The sequence below is a fragment of the Lactobacillus iners genome (assembly GCF_011058775.1).
Taxonomy (GTDB): Bacteria; Bacillota; Bacilli; order Lactobacillales; family Lactobacillaceae; genus Lactobacillus; species Lactobacillus iners.
The window spans coordinates 206,398-226,248 of sequence record NZ_CP049230.1; the positions used below are offsets into that span (position 1 = coordinate 206,398).

Annotated in this window: 21 protein-coding genes, 1 tRNA gene and 2 pseudogenes; 17 read left to right on the forward strand and 7 right to left on the reverse strand. The window is 33.0% G+C overall.

Annotation, left to right across the window (positions count from 1 at the left end; genetic code table 11):
- Positions 1-254 precede the first annotated feature (254 nt).
- Entirely contained in the window at positions 255-959 is a 705-nt protein-coding gene (locus G6Z82_RS01080) for a class II aldolase/adducin family protein (protein ID WP_006728994.1), read from the forward strand.
- Positions 960-1,343: 384 nt separating this feature from the next.
- On the opposite strand, the gene G6Z82_RS06555 is transcribed toward G6Z82_RS01080, so the two are convergent.
- The 5 genes and pseudogenes from G6Z82_RS06555 to G6Z82_RS01105 form a co-directional block, all read right to left on the reverse strand.
- Positions 1,344-2,036, reverse strand: coding sequence for a S24 family peptidase (locus G6Z82_RS06555; RefSeq protein ID WP_237457657.1), 693 nt, complete (start codon positions 2,034-2,036; stop codon positions 1,344-1,346).
- A 480-nt stretch (positions 2,037-2,516) separates the two neighbouring features.
- Positions 2,517-2,660, reverse strand: a pseudogene (locus G6Z82_RS06695) (DNA-binding protein); the annotation flags it as partial.
- A gap of 26 nt (positions 2,661-2,686) precedes the next feature.
- On the reverse strand, positions 2,687-3,004 hold the full coding sequence (locus tag G6Z82_RS01095; protein ID WP_006730350.1) for a helix-turn-helix domain-containing protein: 318 nt from the start codon (positions 3,002-3,004) through the stop codon (positions 2,687-2,689).
- 42 nt (positions 3,005-3,046) lie between these two features.
- Complete coding sequence (locus G6Z82_RS01100; RefSeq protein WP_006735923.1) at positions 3,047-3,766, reverse strand: LexA family protein; 720 nt, start codon at positions 3,764-3,766, stop codon at positions 3,047-3,049.
- Between the two features lie 73 nt (positions 3,767-3,839).
- A complete protein-coding gene (locus G6Z82_RS01105; protein ID WP_160807960.1) occupies positions 3,840-4,508 on the reverse strand; it encodes a LexA family protein in 669 nt (222 codons plus the stop codon).
- A gap of 167 nt (positions 4,509-4,675) precedes the next feature.
- On the opposite strand from G6Z82_RS01105, the gene G6Z82_RS01110 reads away from it, so the two are divergent.
- The 9 genes and pseudogenes from G6Z82_RS01110 to G6Z82_RS01160 all read left to right on the forward strand — a co-directional run bounded on the left by G6Z82_RS01110 (position 4,676) and on the right by G6Z82_RS01160 (position 8,634).
- Positions 4,676-4,852 (forward strand): helix-turn-helix domain-containing protein, encoded by a 177-nt coding sequence (locus G6Z82_RS01110; RefSeq protein ID WP_006730355.1) that lies wholly within the window; start codon positions 4,676-4,678, stop codon positions 4,850-4,852.
- 125 nt (positions 4,853-4,977) lie between these two features.
- A complete protein-coding gene (locus G6Z82_RS01115) occupies positions 4,978-5,127 on the forward strand; it encodes a hypothetical protein (protein WP_164785700.1) in 150 nt (49 codons plus the stop codon).
- Positions 5,128-5,286: 159 nt separating this feature from the next.
- Positions 5,287-5,466, forward strand: a complete 180-nt coding sequence (locus tag G6Z82_RS01120) for a hypothetical protein (protein WP_160807959.1) — start codon at positions 5,287-5,289, stop codon at positions 5,464-5,466.
- 531 nt (positions 5,467-5,997) lie between these two features.
- A pseudogene (locus G6Z82_RS06565) lies at positions 5,998-6,338 on the forward strand (BRO-N domain-containing protein); the annotation flags it as partial.
- Positions 6,339-6,340: 2 nt separating this feature from the next.
- On the forward strand, positions 6,341-7,396 hold the full coding sequence (locus G6Z82_RS01140; RefSeq protein ID WP_160807958.1) for a toxin glutamine deamidase domain-containing protein: 1,056 nt from the start codon (positions 6,341-6,343) through the stop codon (positions 7,394-7,396).
- Between the two features lies 1 nt (position 7,397).
- Positions 7,398-7,610, forward strand: coding sequence for a hypothetical protein (locus G6Z82_RS01145; RefSeq protein ID WP_006733482.1), 213 nt, complete (start codon positions 7,398-7,400; stop codon positions 7,608-7,610).
- Positions 7,611-7,687: 77 nt separating this feature from the next.
- Positions 7,688-7,900 carry a hypothetical protein gene (locus tag G6Z82_RS01150; protein ID WP_006733484.1) on the forward strand — a complete coding sequence of 71 codons (213 nt, stop codon included), beginning with the start codon at positions 7,688-7,690 and terminating at the stop codon, positions 7,898-7,900.
- Between the two features lie 114 nt (positions 7,901-8,014).
- The gene (locus G6Z82_RS01155) at positions 8,015-8,179 is read left to right on the forward strand and encodes a hypothetical protein (RefSeq protein WP_006733487.1); all 165 of its coding nucleotides are present in this window, start codon (positions 8,015-8,017) and stop codon (positions 8,177-8,179) included.
- Positions 8,180-8,388: 209 nt separating this feature from the next.
- On the forward strand, positions 8,389-8,634 hold the full coding sequence (locus G6Z82_RS01160; RefSeq protein ID WP_006733486.1) for an AbrB/MazE/SpoVT family DNA-binding domain-containing protein: 246 nt from the start codon (positions 8,389-8,391) through the stop codon (positions 8,632-8,634).
- Between the two features lie 211 nt (positions 8,635-8,845).
- Here G6Z82_RS01160 and G6Z82_RS01165 read toward each other — a convergent pair.
- A tRNA-Leu gene (locus G6Z82_RS01165) sits at positions 8,846-8,929 on the reverse strand.
- An 80-nt stretch (positions 8,930-9,009) separates the two neighbouring features.
- On the opposite strand from G6Z82_RS01165, the gene G6Z82_RS01170 reads away from it, so the two are divergent.
- The 5 genes from G6Z82_RS01170 to fba all read left to right on the forward strand — a co-directional run bounded on the left by G6Z82_RS01170 (position 9,010) and on the right by fba (position 16,377).
- Positions 9,010-9,879 carry an NAD(P)H-hydrate dehydratase gene (locus tag G6Z82_RS01170; RefSeq protein ID WP_006732775.1) on the forward strand — a complete coding sequence of 290 codons (870 nt, stop codon included), beginning with the start codon at positions 9,010-9,012 and terminating at the stop codon, positions 9,877-9,879.
- Positions 9,880-9,882: 3 nt separating this feature from the next.
- Positions 9,883-12,168 (forward strand): glycoside hydrolase family 31 protein, encoded by a 2,286-nt coding sequence (locus G6Z82_RS01175; protein ID WP_164785701.1) that lies wholly within the window; start codon positions 9,883-9,885, stop codon positions 12,166-12,168.
- Positions 12,152-13,429 carry a D-alanyl-D-alanine carboxypeptidase family protein gene (locus G6Z82_RS01180; protein ID WP_164785702.1) on the forward strand — a complete coding sequence of 426 codons (1,278 nt, stop codon included), beginning with the start codon at positions 12,152-12,154 and terminating at the stop codon, positions 13,427-13,429. The genes G6Z82_RS01175 and G6Z82_RS01180 overlap by 17 nt, the downstream gene beginning before the upstream one ends.
- A gap of 261 nt (positions 13,430-13,690) precedes the next feature.
- Positions 13,691-15,367 carry an arginine--tRNA ligase gene (gene argS, locus G6Z82_RS01185; protein ID WP_164785703.1) on the forward strand — a complete coding sequence of 559 codons (1,677 nt, stop codon included), beginning with the start codon at positions 13,691-13,693 and terminating at the stop codon, positions 15,365-15,367.
- Positions 15,368-15,462: 95 nt separating this feature from the next.
- Positions 15,463-16,377 carry a class II fructose-1,6-bisphosphate aldolase gene (gene fba / locus G6Z82_RS01190; RefSeq protein WP_006728980.1) on the forward strand — a complete coding sequence of 305 codons (915 nt, stop codon included), beginning with the start codon at positions 15,463-15,465 and terminating at the stop codon, positions 16,375-16,377.
- Between the two features lie 85 nt (positions 16,378-16,462).
- Here the strand turns inward: fba and G6Z82_RS01195 are convergent, their stop codons facing one another.
- Positions 16,463-17,314 (reverse strand): RluA family pseudouridine synthase, encoded by an 852-nt coding sequence (locus tag G6Z82_RS01195; RefSeq protein ID WP_164785704.1) that lies wholly within the window; start codon positions 17,312-17,314, stop codon positions 16,463-16,465.
- An 88-nt stretch (positions 17,315-17,402) separates the two neighbouring features.
- On the opposite strand from G6Z82_RS01195, the gene G6Z82_RS01200 reads away from it, so the two are divergent.
- Both G6Z82_RS01200 and G6Z82_RS01205 read left to right on the forward strand, forming a co-directional pair.
- Positions 17,403-19,481, forward strand: coding sequence for a PBP1A family penicillin-binding protein (locus G6Z82_RS01200; protein ID WP_006738013.1), 2,079 nt, complete (start codon positions 17,403-17,405; stop codon positions 19,479-19,481).
- A gap of 19 nt (positions 19,482-19,500) precedes the next feature.
- The gene (locus tag G6Z82_RS01205; protein ID WP_006728977.1) at positions 19,501-19,851 is read left to right on the forward strand and encodes a YlbF family regulator; all 351 of its coding nucleotides are present in this window, start codon (positions 19,501-19,503) and stop codon (positions 19,849-19,851) included.

Consider the following 19,851-nt stretch of genomic DNA (forward strand, 5'->3'; position numbering starts at 1 on the left):
ACAAAAAAGATATTTTGGAATTTTTTATTACTGTTGAATATCATTATTTTTATTATTGCCATACTTAATCATGTTTTATATTTATCTATTTTGGTTATATTTTTATCAGCATTGATCAGATTTAAAGGAAATAAATTTATGTATGATAAATTGGATGTTTCGCATCAGCACAAACTACAGTAAATATATCAAAGTATATGTAGATATTAAAAGACTGATTAATAAAAGCAATAAATTTTAAGAAGGATACTATTATGACTGAAAAATTTATATTTGAAGATGAAAGAAGAGACTTAGCACGTATTGCAAAATTATTTTTCGATAGAAATCGTACTAATGTTGCTGGGGGCAATATTTCTGAAAAAATAATTCCAAAGGAAGATTATATATACGACAATATTTGTATTAAAGCTAATCATCCATACATCATTATGACCCCAACTATGATGTCAGAGGCATGGTTTGGTGATTTAGAAGCTAGCCAAATATTGGTTGTTGACTTAGATAGTGGAGAAAAAATAGACGGTGTAGGTAGATTAACTAGAGAGATTAATTTGCATGAGGAAGCATATAAAGCTAATCCTAATATAACTGTTGTATATCATTCACATGCACCAAAATCTATGTTTTGGGCAACTTGTGGATTAGATGAGCCTAATGTTACTGAAATTACTAATGTGCAAGTTCCTTTAGGAAAACTTAAGTGCTTACATTATAGCCCAGCTTGTACTAAAGAATTGGCTGATACAGTTAGAGAAGAATTATTAAATAGACCAAATCAAATTGATAATTTTCTTTTGCTAGATAGTCACGGCGTATTAATTACTACTAATGATTTGCATAGAGCTGCTATGATTTTGGAAGTAACAGAGTGGAACGCAGAAATTGCTTATAAGCAGGCTGTCTTTAATAAATTAGGATTGTTGGATGGATATCATTCTTGTGGTAAAAAAATATAGTCCATAGATAACATATAAATATATGATAAAAAGAGTTAAAAAACAGTAAATGTCTTTTAACTCTTTTCAATTGCTTTTAAAAATAAACATAAGTTAAATCTGTATATCAAAGTATTAGTTTTTTATATGAGAAGCCGTAACAGCATAGCGATTAATTGTTATATCAGTAATATGAGGGTAACGGTATATTTTAGCCCACCTTAAAAAGTATTCATAAAAGGCTGGTGCTTTGTTTGCAGCAACAACATCTGCATTTGCATCAGCTAAGAATTTATTAGCCCAAATAGAAGCCTCACGCTTAGTTTTAAACCTTTGCTTATATTTTAAACCAAGTTAACACGTACACCCCCCAAGAATTGTTGTTTTTAATATAAGATGCCATGATTAAAATACTACTTTTCCTAAAATACGCACTTGATCTCTTGCAAAATACATTGGTTCATATTTAGGATTAATTGATTTTAAAATAATCTTTTTGCTTTCATAATCTACATAATATTTTTTGCAGGTGACGGCGGAACCGTTAATTTCAAAAATGCCAATTTCGCCAATTTCCAGAGTAGGCTGTTCATGGTAAAAGATAATAGAGTTACTGGCAATCTTAGGTTCCATGGAATCACCTTTAATGTGAATAGCTTTGTCAGCCTTAGCAGGAACATCTGTTTGTATCATTTCAGAGTCAAAATCACCATATTCAATAGGTTTATCAGCGGCGGAAGTATCAACAACATATATAGAGCGTTTTTCATTTAATTGTTCGTCTAGTTGTTCTCTTGCATAGTTATACACTTTAGCTTGTCTTGATATATGTAAAAGAGAACTTGTTTCAGCTATTTGCTCAACTAATGAATCTTTATCTACTTTAGTTTGAGAGTTTGTTAAATCCTTGTTCATTAAATCATCTAAATCAACATGAAAGATATCAGCTATTTGTGCTAAAACCTTTATTTTAGGTGTATAACTCCCTTTTTCCCACTCACTTATGGTAGACCCACTTTTACGCCCTAACTTATAGGCTAATTCTAACTGTTCCATATTATATTTCTTACGAAGATATTTTAAGTTAGTGCTAAACATATCAACCACTTCCTTTAATTGTTCTCTAGCGTAGTTGTACACTTTAGCTTGTCTTTTCTCATGCAGTTGATTGTAAATTGTGGTTATATCATTTTTTATTGCGTCTTTATCTTCGACTAAATTAGCCTTTGAAATATTAAAATAATTAGCCATCATTTCTATTTTATCTATGCGAGGATAGGCGTCTGCTTGTAACCAAGTGCAAAAAGTTGTGTATTTAATGTTCAAATCATCACATAGTTTATGTCTAGATACGCCTTTTTGTTTCAAATAGTATTTTATATTTTGTGCCATTGTTTCCTTGTTATCTAAGTTACTCATTTTAATCATCTTATGTTTTCTAATATCAGTTAATTGATTATAAACAGGTAAATGTTTGTCAGCGTCTTTCTTAAATCTTAAATCTAAATCGGACTTGAGAGTATTAAAATAATCAGCCAATTTTTGCAAGTTCCCCATATTAGGCAAAGATGTTCCTTTAACATATCCATTAATTGTTGTTTTAGGAATATCTAACGCATTGACTAAATCAACTTGCTTAGTACCGTGTACACTCATTAAATGATTGAGTTGAGTATTAAAATAGTTCAAGTTTTCATAATATTGAGGTGCATGTTTTACCATAATATTTCCCTCCTTTTTATTTAATATTAGCGTTTTTCATTCAACTGTTCGTCTAATTGTTCTCTTGCATAGTTATACACTTTAGCTTGTCTTTCATCATGCAGTTGGTTGTAAATACTTAAAATGTCCTTGTCTTGATTTGTATATTTATCAAAAAAAGTTTGCGGAGATACATTCAACGCTTTAGCGTAAGTATATATATCACATTCATCTAATGAACGTTTGCCATTTTCGTGATTTGAAATAGTATTTTGTTTAAACCCTGTTAATCTTGCCAATTCAGATTGTGTAATTTTTTTGTCTTTTCTGATTTCTTTAATTACAGAGCCAAGAATGTTATTCATTATATAGTCCTCAGTTCATAATATGATTATACTTTTCAAAAATTAAAGTTTAGTTTTAACTTCGATTGCTTTGCCTAAAATTCTTCCTGGAAAATTTGGTGTAAGAACTATAGGATCATATTCTCGATTATCAGGTTGTAATATTACTGCATCATTAGAGTGTTTAATACGTTTTAGAGTGGCTCTAGCATCATCATCAACCAATACTGCAGCAATTTCTCCATCCTCAACATTTGGCTGTTGTCGGATGATGACAATAGAACCATCAGGAATTGTAGGTTCCATTGAGTGTCCTTTTGTCTTAAGGGCAAATAATGTACCAGAAGGAACATTACCCCTTGTATAAGTTTCAGGGATGTAGTCTTCTATATTTTCGTCAGCAGTAATAGGATCACCGCAAGCAATATCACCTAATAATGGAATTTGTTTTACGACAGTATCAGTATTATAGAGATATTCTACGTTTGAAACTGGTGATATGTATTCTCCTAAAGGTGCTTTTTCAACAAAATCCATAATATCTGTAAATGTATATCTAGGATCTATATCACTTTTTTTTACATTCAATGCAATAGCCAGCTTTTCTAGATTTCCAGAGTTAGGAGTAGATTTTTCACGTAGATATCCAGATAAGGTGGTTAAGGGAATATCAGACTTTTCTGCTAAATCAGCTTGAGTCATTCCATGCATAAATTTTTTTAAATTAGATGAAATTTCTTTTCTGGCATTTTGTTCAAATGGGGATAATTTATTTCTAGGCATATTTTTTTTCCTTCCCTCTAGTAACCTACTGGGTTTAATCTTGAGTTAGTTTAATGTCATTGCAGATACAGTATTAAAATACTACTTTTCCTAAAATACGCACTTGATCTCTTGCAAAATACATTGGTTCATATTTAGGATTGATGGATTTTAAAACAATCTTTTTGCTTTCATAGTCTACATAATACTTTTTGCAGGTGACAGCAGAGCCGTTAATTTCAAAAATGCCAATCTCACCAATTTCCAGAGTAGGCTGTTCATGGTAAAAGATAATAGAGTTGCTGGCAATCTTAGGTTCCATGGAATCACCTTTAATGTGAATAGCTTTGTCAGCCTTAGCAGGAACATCTGTTTGTATCATTTCAGAGTCAAAATCACTATATTCAATAGGTTCACCAGCGGCGGAAGTACCAACAACATATATAGAGCGTTTTTCATTCAATTGTTCGTCTAGTTGTTCTCTTGCATAGTTATACACTTTAGCTTGTCTTTTTTCGTGCAGTTGGTTGTAAATCGTGGTTATATCACACGGTTTACTTACGTTTAAAATGTATTCAGGGGAAACATTAAACGCCTTAGCAAATCTATCCAATTTATCAAGAGGAAAATCTCTTGTTCTATTGAAATAACGTGAAATAGATGAAACAGCTATATCAGTTTTGCGAGATATTTCTCTTAATGACATTTTCTTATCAGCTTTTAGTCTTTCTAATAGTTGCATTATTTCTTCGTTGTTACGCATGATATCTTGCCTCTTTCTTTTTATATACTTATTATACCGCTTGGAGTTGCTTAAAAAGAACAATTTTTACTTTTTTAGAACCTTTTATACAAAAATGTTGACAAAGTGGAACAATGGAGTTTTAATATAAGTGTAGCCAAAAGAGAACATCAGGAGGAGGTGAAAAAATGCAAATCAATCTAAGAAGAATCAAAGCCGAACGTGTTTTTAAGAAAATATCTCAAGCACAAATGGCAAAAAAGCTGGGTATCTCTAGAACATCTTATGCAAAAAAAGAAGAAGCCCTGGAAAGACTTCTCCTTAAAGTTCAAATTCAAGATGTTAACTATGTCAATAGAATTTGAAATAAAAATTAACCGCTAAAGGTTTGACAGGCGAAAGCCTGTCTACCCTCCTGAAAAGGGGGACTTTAGCTAAAATTGAGTTTACCATTTCAGAGCGATCTTTTCAATATAGATGAAGGTAAGACATGAATAAGAAAAAATGGTTAGGTGTATGGACTCTAACAAGTAAAGAAAAGAAAGATGGTCGTCATATGGAAGGCGAATTTAAGGCTGGAATTATTCCATCAGTAGCTCTAATAGCTTTACTGATTTATGTATTGTTGAAATTAATCTAACAAAAAAAGAGGAACAAAATGGATTTATTTGAATTTCACCGAAGTATGGATGGCGTGGAAGATTTGTATTATCACGAAATCGAGTAATATGGATTAAAATATGCTTATTTGGAAGAATAAGTATATGCAGTTAAAAAAGAAGATGCTTAATATCCTAAAATGGTATATGCTGATAATCCATATCTTGCTTGGGAATTCTTAGAACATAAAGGATTTGCAAAACACGTTAAAAATACTACTTATAGGATTACAGACAAAGGTATTCAATATTTAGAAGATCTATTTGATATACAAATTTTAGTTGAAAGGAGGTTAATGAGTGAGAAAAAAGAATACTAAAAAAGATGACCAACTCGTAAGCTAGCTCTTGCAACCGCAATCCTCGGTTTGCTAGAAAAGCTTATTGAATTAGTCATCAAACTAATAGAAATAATTGATGGGAAATAACCCCCTTAATTATTGAGCTTAAAAACTCACTCAAAGGTATACCATGAATAAAAATAAAAAGCGATTAGAAATAGTGTTATGGGTATTGCTAGGACTAGGTATAATAAATTTACTTCTAGATCTCTTAAAACTATTGTAAAAAAATTAAGAAAGTAGAGGGCAAAAATGCAAATTACACTTAAGGCTGCAAGAGTTAATAAAGGACTGACGCAAAGGGAAGCAGTCAAATATTTAAAAGTAAACTTTCAAACAATTTCTAAATATTAAATTGACAGTTCAAAAATACCGATGAAATTACTAAAAGATATGTGTTCATTATACAAAATACCAATGAACTATATATAATTTTAGGCAAAAGTACTAAAAAAAACGCACAAAAATTATAAACAAAGGGAAAGGCGAAACACCGACACCCTTACGCAAGGTGGAATTCAGAAAATGAATTTTATAAGTGAACCTAATCTATACAAGCTGATTTTTCAATCACGCAAACCTGAAGCTGAGAAATTTGCTGATTGGGTAATGTATGAAGTATTGCCAGCTATTGTTTACAAAGGCGTTTATATGACTGACAAAAAGGCATACGACATCGCACATGATAGATCGAGGCAACCTTAGCCGACTTACTTCAACAATCCGCCGACCAGCTAAAGCAAAAAGATATTCAAATCGCTGAAATGAAACCAAAAGCACTATTTGCAGACGCAGTAGCTACAAGTAATCGCTCAATTTTAGTTGGTGAGTTGGCTAAGTTGATCAGGCAAATATGGATGAAGTCAAGGCTAAAAATCTTGTCGAAGTTGCTTGTAATGCTGAACGATATTCAGAGGTTGCTCCAAAAGTTGAACAAGCGATGACTAGCTTTGCACGTTCGGTAGTAGCTGACACGATGAAGAAAAATGTCGAATTACATTACAAGTTAGGGTTATCTCCGAAGATTGTGCGTAAGTTAGGCAGAGGATCAAGTAAAAAGAGATCGACTTCTGGTGCAGATTGCGAATTTTGCACAGAACGTGTGGGAACATTTCCCTATAACAAGGACAACATAAACAAGGGCATCTTCAGCCGTCATGCACATTGCACATGTACGCTAGAATATTTTCCAGGTAACGGCAAGAAGCAGAATTCATGGTCGAAACGATGGGAAAAAGTTGGCGAAGATGATAAAATAGAAGAAAGAAAGCTAATTAGCGAAGCAAAAACTGAAAATGCTATGTTTCCGAAAGAATTAGCTGGTGCCAAGCGTGGCAACTTGATGACATTTGAAGAAGCAGATAGTAATCGCCCAAATCCTAAGTTTCGTGATGATTATATGTATAGAATCAATTGTCAAACTTGCGTAGTAGCGTATGAAGCAAGAAGAAGGGGCTATGATGTTGAAGCTAAAGGCAACTTTTCTGGTTCCATTTCTCAAATGCTTTCACGAGCTACCAATAAAGCTTGGATTGATCCTAATACAGGCAAGTATCCTGAATATATAGCACCGGGATATTTTAGTAACATCAACACGCCAAGCCGTTATATGAAATACTTAGAAGCGACTTTGAAAGAAAATACTAGGTACACTATGCATTTTGGATGGAAAGGGAGGGGAAACAGCGGCCACATTATTCATGTTTTCAAAAAAAACGGTGTTGTCACGTTATATGACCCTCAAATAGGCCAAACAACTAACAAAGTCAAAGAGTATCTAGAAGATGTTAAGATGACAACTACAAGCCGAGGTATTAAATATACGATAGCACCAAGGCTATTAGAAGTTCAAAATTATGAGTTTAATATAGAAGTTGTTAATCAAATCTTGAAGAAAGCCGGTGAATAACATGGATAAAGTCAAAGAATTTGCGAAACAGCATGGTTACGAGACAGCAGAATATTTAGGAATTTATCAAAATAAAGAAGCTTATGAAGCAATCTACAGTGATGATAATGAAATCTGTTTTGTTGGTTTGCCGGCAATTATCTTAAAAAGCGGTGCTGAGTTAGAATGGATACAGAATAACCTATCTCGAAAAATATTAAGAAAATTTTATTAAACCGCCAACCTAAAGTAAGGCGGTTTTATTTTGCACAAAATTTGGAATGTTCAGAGTAATCAAGGAGTTAAAACAGTATGAATAGCAAAGAAATTCAAGAAAATGTTGTTAAAGCAGTTGAAAATTGTGGCTTAGCAATTTATAAAAATGCTCCTAAAACTGTAGGTAATTATCCACACCAAACAGGAGAGGTTACTATTTCTATTAGCATGGATGGAAATCTTAAGGGACCAATTGCAACAATTAAGGTGCAAAACGAATTTTTAAATATTTTAGATTCAAATAGTTGAAGTATTAAGCCGAAGAAAGTTCAAAAAGCAAAGAGAATTCTTGTTTAATACAGGTCTAGAGTTAGAAAAATTAGAAGATAATGGTTTGTATATTGTAAGAAGGAAGAGATAGAGATGGCAGAAGATGTTAATAAACTCACAGCCAAAGAGGTTGGTGCTATAATTCAAGCAAGGTACAATTCTGAAATGCTTCAACCAGAAACCGAAGAAGATCGTAGAGTTGTAAAAGAAAGATTGAAAAAAATTGAAGAATACAGAAAAAAGCATTTGAGAAACTAACCACCACCTAATGATATGTGTCCAGTATTCTGGGTACATATCAGAGTATTTCTCTAGTTTTTTTGCATATAAAAAACGTGTTTACATTGTATCTACAAAAGTAGTTACTAAAAATAACATATTGATGCTATATGTTGAGGTATAAGTGTTTCTTAAAAAAGGGGTTAGAGATTATGCGTACTGTGAATTTAAAACAATGGGGGAACTCAATGGCGGTGCGATTGCCTAAGTCAGTATTAACTCAAGCTGGTATTGGTAATTCACCAACTGTTTTTGATATAAGTGTTAACAATGATAAAGAAATAATTTTAAGAAAGAAGAAAAAGCCCAAAAATTTAAAAGAACTTTTTAAAGGATTTGATTATAAAAAGTATTGGGCTGAATGGAATCAAGAACATTCAGGAGAACCCAAAGAGATAAACTGGGGTGAATCTGTAGGTCGTGAAAAGTTCTAAGCTGTTAGTTGGAGAGAAAGTCATAGACAGAATTAAGTTAACATATTAAAAAAGCTGTTAGCGATCAAACTAACAGCTATAACAGAACTATATCTGAACAATTCTTTATATTCAGTATATAGTTCTTTTATTTTTTCGTAAAGAATATTTTGTTTTGCTAATTGCTTGCCAATAAATTAGATATAAACTTTGATATATCAACAAAGTACTATGCCTCAAACAGGAGTCGAACCTGCACTCACTAACGTGAACAGCGACCTGAACGCTGTGCGTCTGCCAATTCCGCCATTGAGGCTTGCTATATTAAAGCTTTTGCCTATGTGTTATAATAACAAAAAAATAGTATAAGTCAAGATGTAAGCGTTTGTAATAATTATGATGAAAAAAATTGAAGAAAATATACTTTATGAAACCATTACGCCTCGAAAATCTAATACGCATAAGGGCGATTACGGTAAGATTTTGTTAATAGGCGGTAATATTAACTTCGGTGGTGCCTTAATTATGTCTGCTGAAGGTGCATTAGGTGCAGGTGCCGGCTTAATTTGTGCAGCAACACATTCGATTAATGTAGCTTCTTTGCATGCTCGTGATCCTGAAATTATGTATGTAGATTGGCGTGATGAGCAGAATTTAAGTAAATTAATACCACAAATGGATGTCATAGTTTGTGGTATGGGGATGGGAATAGATGCAGGTGCCCAAAAAATCTTGCAACTTGTTAAGGCAACTGTTACTAACAATCAAATAGTGGTTCTGGATGCAAGTGCATTGGATATAATTGCTACAGATACTAGCGTAATTGCACATCAGGCTAAGAAAATAATTATTACACCGCATCAGATAGAATGGCAGCGGTTGAGTAACATTAGAGTGCAATATCAAAATGATAGTGCTAATCAGACAGCTTTAAATGGTCTATTTCCACAAAAAAATTGTATTTTGGTATTAAAGTCTAATAAAACTAAAATATATGATCAATTTGGTAATATATTGGAAAATCCTTTAGGCAATCCAGGTATGGCTACTGGTGGTTGTGGGGATACTTTGTCAGGTATTATTGGCGGTATATGTGGACAGTTTGGCGGAGAATTAAATGCTGTAGCAAGTGCTGTTTACTTGCATTCTTTAGCAGGAGATATTATTTATAGAAAAAATTATATTGTTCGACCTACTGCAATTAGTGCATTATTGCCCCAATTACTAAAAAAATACGAATATAACAATAATGATGTTGAGAGGTAGTAGATGGATTTTTTAGATAATAAGCAACATTTAATAATTACAAATAATCAGCAAAAACTGAAAGTAGATATTATTACGGCTGATATAGTTAGAATTTATACAGATTCTGATGATAAAAAATCTGCTGCTATTGAGGGAAATAAAAAAATAGATGTAGATTATAAAGTTTTTGAAAAAGACGATCAGCTAGAAATTAAAACAAATAGATTAAAATTGTTAGTAAAACCTGATTTGCGTTTTGATTTGTATGACTATGATGGAAATCCTTTAATTAAGAATTATCATGGTGAATTAAAACCATTGGATAGAGGATTAACACCAGAACAAAGGAAATTAGCTGAAGCTGAGGGTCATTTGATATCTGCGGACTCTTCTGCTGGATCGATTATGTTTGTTAATGAACTGGCTGAAGACGAACAATTTTATGGCTTGGGTGATAAAACTGGATTTCTTAATAAGCGTGGGTATGAGTACGATGATTGGAATACTGATAATCCTAAACCACAGGTGGAAAGTTTTACTAAGTTGTATAAATCTATTCCATTTTTAATTGGTGTTAAAAACTCCCATCCATATGGTATTTTTGTAGATAATACATTTAAAGCACATTGGGATCTTGGCAAAGAAAGTAATGATTATTACTATTATTCTTCTGAAAAAGCTGAATTAGATGTTTATTTAATAGTTGGTGACACTATTAAAAATATTGTATCTAATTATACGTATTTAACTGGTAGAACACCATTACCTCAAAAATGGACTTTAGGTTATCAACAATCTCGTTGGGGCTATAGTGCTACTCAGGCAGAAGTAGAACGGATAGCTGGATTGTTGCGTAAACATAATTTACCGTGTGATGTTATTCATTTAGATATTGATTATATGGATGGCTTTAGAGTATTTACGTGGCGTAATGATAGTTATACAGACCCGCATGATTTTGTTAAAAAGTTGAACCAAATGGGATTACATGTGGTAACTATTATTGACCCCGGTGTAAAACTAGATAAAAATTATGGCATATATCAAGAAGGCTTAGAAAAAGGATATTTTGTTAAAAATCCTGATGGCACCATTTATGTTAATGAAGTCTGGCCAGGAGATAGTGTTTTTCCTGATTTTGGTCGTGAAGAAGTACGCTCTTGGTGGTCAAAAAATATTAAGTTTTTGGTCAATTTAGGTGTTTCTGGTATTTGGGATGATATGAATGAACCAGCAAGTTTTAGAGGTGAAATACCTGATAATATTGTATTTCATCATGAGGAGATGCCGACCACACACGCCCAAATGCATAATGTTTATGGACATTATATGGATAAGGCTACTTATGAAGGATTAAAAAAATTAACTAATAAACGACCATATGTAATTACGCGTGCTGCTTATGCGGGAACACAAAAATATGCTACGGTATGGACCGGTGATAATCAAAGTTTATGGCCACATTTGCAGATGATGGTGCCGCAATTGTGTAATTTAGGGCTTAGTGGTTTTTCATTTGCGGGTACTGATATCGGAGGATTTGGTGCTGATTGTACTGCAGAATTGTTAGTGCGTTGGATTGAAGGTGCAATTTTTAGTCCATTGTTGAGAAATCATGCAGCAATGGGTACTAGGAGTCAAGAACCGTGGACTTATCCCACACCAACTTTATCTATTTACCGTAAATATCTTAAGTTGAGATATAAATTTATTTCTTATTTGTATGATTTGTTTTATCAGGAATCTAAAACTGGGTTACCGATTATGCGACCATTGATACTTAATTATCCTGCTGATCAAAAAGTTTCCAATATGAATGATCAATTCATGGTTGGTGACCAAATTCTTGTATCGCCAGTATTACAAGCAGGTGTTACAGCTAAAATGGTGTATTTGCCACAAGGTAAGTGGCATGATTATTGGACTGGTGATGTGTATGCTGGTAATCAATATATAATTAAAGATGCACCACTAGAGGTTTTACCAATATTTGTCAAGGATAATACATTATTGCCAGTTGATCATTATGAAAATTACGTTGATTGTCAAAAATATGATCAAATAACATTTAAATTGTATGGTACACATGCTGAATATGACCACTATCAAGATAATGGCTTGGATTTTGACTATCAATTAGGCAAATATAATGTGTATCATGTTTACGCAGATGAAAATGCTGCTGAGGTAACTTTGATTCATTCAGGATATGATCGACATTATCAAAAAATAATTGTTGAACTTAATGGTAAAAAATTGAAATTTACTTACAAGCCTGATGGTGATAAATATGAAATTGAAAAATAATAACTCATTTAAAAATTATCAGATAATAATATTTCTTGTAGCTTTTGTTTGCTTAATTATATTTGGTTGGAAGGTATTCAGATATCGCAGAACTTATATAGAAGTGCCAACCCAAACTAAGACGGAGATATGTGATAATTATGCTCAAGATAACTTAGCTTTGAATGCTAAAGCAGCTATTATATATGATCTTAAAAGCGGGCAGATTATGTACGCAAAAAATATTAAACAAAAGTTGCCAGTGGCGTCAATGTCTAAGTTGCTTACTATTTATTTAACTTTAAAAGCAATCAAGGCTGGTAAACTTTCGTGGCAAACTAAGGTGATGCCTAGTAGAGAAGCTATTGCGGTGAGTAAAAATCCAGAATATTCCAATGTCCCTTTACAATTAGGTCATCAATATACAATTAGGCAATTATATCAAGCTACATTAATTCAGTCTGCTAATGGTGCAGCTATGGTTTTGGCTTCTGCTGTTGCAGGTTCATCTAAAAAATTTGTTGGCATGATGCGAAAACAATTGCTAGATTGGCACATTAGCCAAGCACAAATTGTCACGCCTAGTGGGTTGCCTAATTTTACCTTAGGTAGGGATGCTGATTCAAACAAAAATGCTGATGCTGAAAATGAGCTGTCAGCTAGTGATATGGGAATTTTGATCAAACATTTGTTATTAGAGTTCCCACAGGTGTTAGAGACAACCAGAATTGCTAAATTGGATTTTCTAGATGGCCGTAAGACTTTTAAAATGGTTAATTGGAATTTAATGTTAAAAGGATTGAGTCAATATAATGAAGCATATCCAGTTGATGGCTTAAAGACTGGTACCACTGATGCTGCTGGTGCATGTTTAGCTAGCACTTTAGTCAAAAATGGTCGCAGAATCGTAACAGTTATTATTGGTGCTAGACACTTAAATGGTAGTGATCCCGCTCGATTTGTTGAAACCAAAAAGTTGTATGCATACTTTTATAATAATTATAGTTTGCATATCTACAAACGCTGGACGCAATTTCCTGGTAAAACTCTGATTAAAGTGAAAAACAGGACAATCAATGAAGTTCGAGCTTGTTTGTATCAAGATACTGGTATTTGGATTAGTAAAGGTCAAAAGTTAGACGCCGAGTTATCAATGAATAAAATGCCAATGCCGATTAAGGTGGGAACAAATATTGGAAAATTAATCTTTCCTAATATCCCCGCTTTGAATAATGAAAATGCGTTAGCTTTTGATGCTACTACATCTCAAGAATTAAAATAATATCCGTATATCTTGCCATAGGTTAAAGATCCTTGTTATAATTTCATTTGAAGAGGTTAAAAGTAGTAATAAAATTTTTGCTTTTTAGCGAGTCTGTGGTGGTGTGAGGCAGATACTTAATTTTATGAAGGCGTGTTTAACTTAAATTAATAAAATATGTAAAAGTGGATACTTAGTGTCAAAATGAGTGGTACCGCGGGAATATCTCGTCTCTTTCTATATTTTTATGGAAAGGGATTTTTTGTTTAGGAAGGAAAAAAGATGGACTTTAAACAAGAAGTTGTAGAAACAATTGCGAAAGTTGTTTCTTTGCCAAAAGAAAAAATAGAAGCTCTAATTGAAAGACCAAAAAATGTAAAATTAGGAGATTATGCCTTTCCTACATTTGCATTAGCTAAAATTGAACATAAAAATCCAGCTGTAATAGCTAGCGAATTAACTGCTAAGTTAGTTAATGATAATTTTGCTGAAATTGTAGCAGTAGGACCTTATATTAATTTTGCGATTGATCATGCTAAATTGGTTAGTGTTACTTTGAAAAAAGTTTTAGCTGATCAAGATAAATATGGTGATCAGGATAACAATCAAGGTAATGTACCAATTGATATGTCTTCACCTAATATTGCTAAACCAATGTCTATGGGACATTTGAGATCTACAGTTATTGGTAATTCTATTGCTAAGATTTTACAAAAAATAGGTTTTACGCCTATCAAAATTAACTATTTAGGAGATTATGGAACACAATTTGGTAAATTGATAACAGCTTATAAATTATGGGGTAATGAAGAAGCTGTCAAAAAAGATCCGATTACTAATTTGTTCCACTATTATGTTAAGTTTCATGAGGAAGCTGAAAAAGATCCTAAGCTGGAAGATGAAGGTCGTGCTTGGTTTAAGAAATTAGAAGAAGGGGATGCTGAAGCGGTTGAATTGTGGCAATGGTTCCGTGAAGTATCACTGCAAGAGTTTAACCGTATTTATAAAGAATTAGGTGTTACCTTTGATTCATATAATGGTGAAGCTTTCTTTAATGATAAAATGCAACCAGTGGTAGATGAATTAAGAGCTAAGAATTTATTGCATGAATCTAGAGGTGCCCAAGTGGTAGACTTAGATGACGATGAAAATCCAGCTTTGATTTTAAAATCTGACGGTACAAGTTTGTATATTACTAGGGATTTGGCTGCAGCCTTATATCGTAAAAAAGAATATGATTTTGCGATGTCCCTTTATGTTGCTGGTAATGAACAAAGTGGTCACTTCAAGCAATTGAAGCAAGTTTTAGGCAAGATGGGCTATGATTGGCAAAAAGATATTAATCATATTCCATTTGGCTTAATAACTCAAAATGGTAAAAAATTGTCAACTCGTAAGGGTAATGTTGTTTTCTTAGATAATGTATTAAAAGATGCTGTCAAATTGGCACTTGAACAAATTGAGGCCAAGAACCCTAATTTAGCTAATAAAGAACAAGTTGCACATCAAGTAGGTGTTGGTGCAGTTATTTTTCATGACTTGAAAAATGAACGATTAGATAATTTCGACTTTAATCTTAACGAAGTTGTACGTTTTGAAGGTGATACTGGTCCTTATGTTCAATATACTAATGCTCGTGCTCAAAGTATTTTGCGTAAAGCTAATGTTGCAATTGATGATACAAAATTGGCATTATCTGACGACTGGGCTTTTGCTGTAGCTAAAGATATTGCAGATTTCCCAGCTATCATTCAAAAAGCATTTGAAAAATTCGAACCCTCAGTTATTGCTAAATACTCATTGAATTTAAGTAAAAAATTTAATAAGTATTATGCCAATGTTAGAATTTTGAATCAAGATGATGAATTAAATGCTAGATTAGCTTTAGTTCAAGCAACTTCAATCGTATTAACAGAATCTTTACGTTTGTTGGGTGTAGATGCTCCAAAGGAAATGTAATTTGTATTAGATAACAGTAAAAATTCAGATATTGTGTTAACTTTTGATTTAATGCGGTATAATATTAATGGTTAAATATTTAGGAGGTATTTTTGATGGCTTATTTAGTAAATGGTAATGACATTTTTAAAGCAGCTCGTAAGAACCACTACGCAGTTGGTGCTTACAACACTAACAATCTTGAATGGACACGTGCACTTATTAAAGGTGCAAAGGAAACTAGAACTCCATTATTGATTCAAGTTTCTACAGGTGCTGCAAAGTACATGGGTGGTTACAAGACTGTTAGAGATTTAGTTCTTAACGAAATGGACAACATGGATGTTGACGTTCCAGTTATTTTGAACTTGGACCATGGTGACTACGAATCTGCTAAGGAATGTATTGCACTGGGCTATTCATCAGTTATGTTTGATGGTCACAAATTACCAGTAGAAGAAAACTTAGAAAAGACCAAAGAAATCGTTAAATTAGCACATGAAAGAGGAATTTCAGTTGAAGCTGAAATTGGTAAGATTGGTGAAAACCAAGGTGCTGATGGCGGTGAATTAGCTTCTGTAGAAGACGCTAAGAGATTCGTTGCTGCAGGTGTTGACAAACTTGCTTGTGGTATTGGTAACATCCACGGTGTTTACCCAGCAGACTGGAAGGGCTTAAACTTTGATCGTTTAAAGGAAATTGCTGATGCAGTTGATGTTCCATTGGTATTGCACGGTGGATCAGGTATTCCTCAAGACCAAATTAAGAAGGCTATTTCACTTGGTATTGCTAAGATCAACATTAACACTGAATTCCAATTAGCATTCCAAGAAGCAACTCGTAAGTACATCGAAGCAGAAAAAGACTTAGATAAAGCAAACAAAGGTTATGACCCACGTAAGCTTTTGAGAGCTGGTACTGATGCTATTACTGAATCAATGAAAGAAATGATTTCATGGATGGGAACTCGTCCTATCGATGGCAAAGATTCAGTTGTTAAATTTGACGAAGCTTCATTAAACGAAGAATAAAATTAAGTTTAAGAGCTTATATTTCTGATTTTTCTAAATAAAAACCATATTTCGATATTGTATCGGAGTATGGTTTTTTGATATTTTAAATTTTTTTATCTAAAAGAACTTCTTCTTTGTCAAAAGAAAAAGGCTTTTGGAAAACAAGTTTATAAGCAGTAAGTTGTAGTTTTTCACCAGCTTGATAGTTTGAATTATATAAAGGATCGCCAATGATTGGATGACCAATAGCAGCAAGATGAACTCTTATTTGATGTGTTCGTCCAGTTTCTAGCTGCAGTTTAACTAGGATTTTACTGCCAATTTTTTTAACAACTTGATAATGAGTAATTGCCTTTAAGCCATCGGCTCTAACCATCCTTTTACGCATATCAAGCGGATCATCGCCAATCGGTAAATTGATAGTACCATTATCCGATATGTCATTTGTAGCTTCGATCCAAGCAAAATATGAGCGAGATAAGGTTTTATCAATTAATTGTTTGTTGAGAATGGGAACTACTGCAGGATTTTTAGCAACTAGTAATAAACCATTAGTCAACATATCTAGGCGATGAACGATATAAGGACTATAGCCTAAATAACTTGCACAATCATTTAAAGCAGTGTCTGTTTCATATAAATTAGGATGTGTTTTTTGGCCAGCAGGTTTATTAATAACTAAGACATCATCATTCTCGTAAATGATATTGGGCATATTTCCACTTGCAGGATATTGTTGCTGCAGGCTTTCGACATGATTTAATTTGATCGTTATTAAGTCGTTGGTGTGAACTTTAAAATTTAAGGGTAGATATTTATCATTAACCAAGATATTCTTTTCAATGCGTAAAAAGTGTCGCCATTTACGAGGAATTAATAAATTACGCATTATCTGATCGATATTTTGGTTATTTTCATTTTGAGATATTGTAAGATAATATATATATTGATTCATGATCGCTTGTTTTTTCTATTGTATTCATTAATTATATTATAATAGCATAAGCATAGAGTATAATTAAACCAATGAGGTTATAAAGTATATGATTACAAAAATAAAAGAAGAAATATTAAAACTGCTAGGTATGTTATTTTATTTTCTGAAAAGAATAACACATCGTTTTCAATTAATCAGATGGCTCATTTTAGCTTGCTTAACTGTGATTTTAGTAGTTAGTACCTATTACACAATTAAGGTTAAAACATCTAATATAGCGACCTTAAAGGCCTCTTTATCGACAACTACAACTATCTATGATGCAGATAATCATCAAGCTGGTTCTTTGTATGCACAAAAAGGTAGTTTTGTTGAATTATCAGATATTTCTCCTAATATCCAAAATGCTGTTATTTCGACTGAAGATCGAACTTTTTATAAAAATCCTGGTTTCAGTATCAAGGGAATGGTACGTGCTTTGCTTATGAGTATGTTACACCGTGGCATTGTTGGTGGTGGATCAACTTTAACACAGCAATTAGCTAAGAATGCTTTATTAACGCAGAAACAGACTATTAGTAGAAAAATCGAAGAGTTATTTTTTGCGATTGAAATAAATCATGTTTATTCAAAACGTGATATTTTGACTATGTATTTGAATAATGCCTATTTTGGAAATGGTGTTTGGGGTGTGCAAGATGCATCAAAACGATATTTTGGTAAAAATGCTTCAGAGTTGAATATCAGTGAAGCTGCAACTTTGGCAGGGATGTTAAAAAGTCCAAGTTACTATAATCCAATAGATCATATGCAAAATGCACTAAATCGTCGTAATACTGTTGTTAATTTGATGTTGCAGAATAAAAAAATTACGAAAAGTGAAGCAGATAATGCTCAGCGTTCAGTATTAAGTTTAAAAAATACTTTCCGTCAAAAAAGTGGCTATCGATACCCATATTTCTTTGATGCTGTTGTAGATGAGGCAATTCATCGTTATGGCCTTAAAGAAGAAGATGTTATGAATAAGGGATTAAAGATTTATACAACGTTAGATCAAAGTTATCAAAAGGCAATTCAAGATAGTTTTGAGATAGATGGTAATTTCCCTGCTACAGCAGCAGATGGTGTGATGGCACAAGGAGCTAGTGTGGCAGTGGATCCTAAAACTGGTGCTATCAGAGCCGTAGTTGGAGGTAGAGGTAGACATGTCTTTAGGGGCTATAATCGAGCTATGCAGATGAAAAGACAACCAGGATCGTCGCTGAAACCTTTGGCTGTTTATGCTCCAGCTTTGCAAAATGGATATCACTATGATACGTCCTTGTCTAATAAACTACAAAAATTTGGCAAAAATGGATATGAACCGCATAATGTTGATAATCAATATAGTGATACGATACCTATGTATCAAGCGGTTGCAGATAGTAAGAATGTACCTGCTGTTTGGCTGTTAGACAAGATTGGTATTAATCGTGGCGTGCAGTCTATGCAGAATTTTGGCATAAAAGTACCTTCTGATGATAAAAATTTGGCATTAGCTTTAGGTGGTATGTCTGCAGGTGTATCACCATTGCAAATGGCAACAGCTTATAGTGCCTTTGCTAACGATGGTAATTTGCCAGATCAGACTTATTTAATTCGAAAAATCACTGATGCTAATGGTAAAGTTATTTCTCAAAAATCTAATGATAGATACCATAGGATTATTTCACATAGAGTAGCTGAAGAAATGACTATGATGTTATTAGGAGTATTCTCCAATGGTACAGCTGTTTCGGCACAACCTGCAGGCTATGAAGTTGCTGGAAAAACTGGGTCAACGGAAGTTCCGAATTCTTATGGTTTTGGAACAAAAGATCAGTGGATTGTCGGCTATACTCCAGATATAGTAGTTGCAACGTGGGTAGGATTTGATAAAACAGATAAAGAGCATTATATGCATGGTATTTCTGAAAATGGAATTACTAGACTTTATAAATCACAAATGGAAAGTCTTTTGCCAAATTCACCATTAACTAAATTTAAGGTGAAAAGTGCTCAGCAAAATGAATATGCGTCCCATACGGATGATAATGATTTGAAGAGTTCTGATTCATTTCAAGATAAAATTAAAAAAGGCATAGATGGATTAGGGAAGAAAGTTACTGAATGGTATAATGGTTTAAAAGGATTATTTAAACATTAAGTTAGGAGAACATAATTAAATGATTAATATTTATGATAGTGTTAACGAATTGACAGCTAATTTTGAAAAAACTGAAGAGTTTGTAGCATTAAGGGATGCCATTAATGCAGTTAAAGCTAATGAAAATAGTTTAAAATTATATCACCATATGGAAGAAATTAGAAATAAATTCATCGCAGAGCAAGAGAAGGGTAATTCTGAAATGTCTGCAGAGTTACAAAAAGAATATAAAGAAGTGGAAGCACAAATTGGTCAAGATGAATTGATTAAAAATATGATGGTACATGAAACAGCTGTATATCAACTATTAAATGATATTCAAAAATCATTGACAGACCCCATTTCTAATTTATATGACGCATTGAAATAG